General features: G+C 31.6%; 4 protein-coding genes. 1 reads left to right on the top strand and 3 read right to left on the bottom strand.

The window, feature by feature from the left end; all coding sequences use genetic code 11:
• The coding region (locus CXF89_RS19110; protein ID WP_121955483.1) for an Arm DNA-binding domain-containing protein at nt 1-590 on the bottom strand (590 nt) is incomplete at its 3' end.
• Nucleotides 583-834 (bottom strand): hypothetical protein, encoded by a 252-nt coding sequence (locus CXF89_RS19105; protein WP_121955482.1) that lies wholly within the window; start codon nt 832-834, stop codon nt 583-585. The genes CXF89_RS19110 and CXF89_RS19105, both read right to left, overlap by 8 nt.
• 129 nt (nt 835-963) lie before the next feature.
• On the opposite strand from CXF89_RS19105, the gene CXF89_RS19100 reads away from it, so the two are divergent.
• Entirely contained in the window at nt 964-1,143 is a 180-nt protein-coding gene (locus CXF89_RS19100; protein ID WP_257983248.1) for a helix-turn-helix domain-containing protein, read from the top strand.
• Between the two features lie 2 nt (nt 1,144-1,145).
• Here CXF89_RS19100 and CXF89_RS19095 read toward each other — a convergent pair whose 3' ends face one another.
• Complete coding sequence (locus tag CXF89_RS19095; protein ID WP_121955480.1) at nt 1,146-1,604, bottom strand: hypothetical protein; 459 nt, start codon at nt 1,602-1,604, stop codon at nt 1,146-1,148.
• Between the last annotated feature and the right edge of the window lie 221 nt (nt 1,605-1,825).

Here is a 1,825-nt window from a genome sequence, read left to right as displayed (position 1 = left end):
GGCTTTATGTTGTTAAAAGGAGTTTGAAAGTCATAGCGTAATGAAGCTTCTTTAAGTATGCCTCTAAGAGGAGTCATAACATGATTAATCCAGTCATTGCTTAGTTGCTTTTTACTACTGCGCTTTGGCTTCAATATGCTCGCCCGATATTTGATAATATGAGCACGACTTATTTCATCAAGAATAAACTTGCCAAATTCAGGAATTAAATAACGTTCAAAGATCATAGATACATTTTTAAAATGACTAGTTTTCCAATGAATTTTACTTTCTTCTAGCCACTCATTAGCAAATGCCTCGAAGTTAGGTACATTCTGTAAAATAACATCAACTTTATTCGTTTCATTGGCTTTTATAGCTTCTATCTGGTCATCAAAAAGTTTAAAATCCTTACAGCGGTTACTATTCGGAAACATATCTCGGTAAACAAAGCGATCAAGCATTATCTGCATTTCAATATTTTCTAGAACTTTCTTGAGTTTGATACGATTAGCTTTCGTATCTTTAAGCAAAGTTTGTTCTCGACATCGGATGTTCTGATGATAAAAATCAAAAAATAGTCTATTGTTTCTGCTTCTTACACTAGCCATAACATACACCTCCATTTGCTAGAGGAATTACTAATTTTTGTTCAGTTCGATGGGTGGGGTTGTACATTTCTTTTAGTACGCTTTCTAAAAGGTAAAGTACTTTTCTTGAGCCGAAAGGGCGAATGTAGTGTTTACCTTCAAAAAAAACATTGTCTTTCAACTTACGGTTAATGTAATCTGGGCTGAACTTAATAAAGGCTGAAAGCTCTTTAGCCGATAACAAGGTAAATTCATTCTCAATCATAATAGTATCCTCACAAGAAACTAATTTGATTAAATCATATGAAAAGTATCTTGTAAAGAAACTTTTATAGTAATTGGTTGTATTAAAATGATTGTTTATAACTTAAAGGAATTAATAGCAGCTAAGTCATTGAAAGAAGAACGTAAAATAACGTTAGATGAAGTTGCTAATGCTGCAGGTGTCAATAAAGCGGCTATGTCAAAAATGGCAAATAATAATAACTATTCTACGACTACGCGGACACTAGACGCATTGTGCGAGTATTTCGATTGTAAAATTGAAGAGATAATTACGCATAAAAAAAAGTAAATTTAAAAAATGTCCGTTGTTAGATCACTTTCTACAGCAGAAATAAGTTCCTCGTAAATTTCAGGTTGATTCATTGCTTCTATATAGCTGCGTTCTAAATTATTATTAAAACTATTGAACCAAAAAGCTAAATCCCAGTTTTCGTACGATGAGCTGACTAGTCTTAGTATTTTAATATTTATCGGTTTGACAGATCCATTGGTCAAATCAAATTGAAAAGAGGGGAAGCCTAGCTGTCCTTGTGAATAGATATCACTCACCGTAAACAGCTTATTATCACCTATTATTGCTTTGAGAACCGTAAGATCATCAATTTTTAAAAGAGCCATTACTTCAACGACGGATAACAAAAAGTGTCTTTCTAAAAATTTATCGATTTCTCGTTTATAAATATATGATTGGTTTTTTAAAGCCGGAGTAGAGCTAGCTAAACTTTTAAAAAATTTTTTTAAATCACTCATAACCTTGAACCTCTATAGCTATATTTCACTATATTCTTTAAACAGGTGAACTTCAATTCTTCTCTCAGATATTTAAGCTCTCTTATTATGAAAGTAATTATTTATAATTTTGAATATAGGATAGATACTAACAATTAGATACAGGCTTTTACCTAAGGATAAAATCACAAAATTTTACTTGTCTAAATAGTATGATCGATGTGCCACTACAATATTAAATC

Source organism: Pseudoalteromonas sp. MelDa3 (assembly GCF_002863625.1).
GTDB lineage: Bacteria > Pseudomonadota > Gammaproteobacteria > Enterobacterales > Alteromonadaceae > Pseudoalteromonas > Pseudoalteromonas arctica.
Note: the sequence above shows the minus strand (reverse complement) of the source record. Positions and strands in the feature narration are given on the sequence as shown.